This is a genomic window from Pseudomonas sp. AC463 (assembly GCF_979253585.1).
This window is the reverse complement of sequence record NZ_CEEDDZ010000364.1, coordinates 1-314: the sequence shown is the minus strand read 5'-3', so window position 1 is coordinate 314 and position 314 is coordinate 1. Positions and strand designations below refer to the sequence as shown.

Genomic DNA, 314 nt, shown 5'->3' with positions numbered 1-314 from the left:
ATGCCTATCAGGTCATCGGTCTGGACGCACAAGGCGGCGAAAGTGTGGTCAGTAGCTACCCGGGCAACTGAATCGCCCTCTTGAAAGGACATCCCCATGCGCTGGAAACGAGCACGACGCAGTGACAACGTGGTGGATGCCCGCGGTGGTGGGTCACGCTTCGGTGGTGGCCGCGGCCTGGGCTTGGGCGGTATCGCCATTGTCGTGGTGGTCGGCCTACTGATGGGCCAGGATCCGCTGCAGATATTGGGTCAATTGGCGGGCCAGTCGGGGGGTTACTCCAGCAGTCAGACGGATAATCCTGCCGCCAATGA

At 61.5% G+C, this 314-nt stretch carries 1 protein-coding gene; it reads left to right on the top strand.

Going from position 1 to position 314, the window contains the following annotated elements; translation table 11 throughout:
- Positions 1–96: 96 nt before the first annotated feature.
- Positions 97–314 (top strand): neutral zinc metallopeptidase (locus AC0IYH_RS30545; RefSeq protein WP_471837905.1); only part of this gene is annotated, 218 nt, incomplete at its 3' end.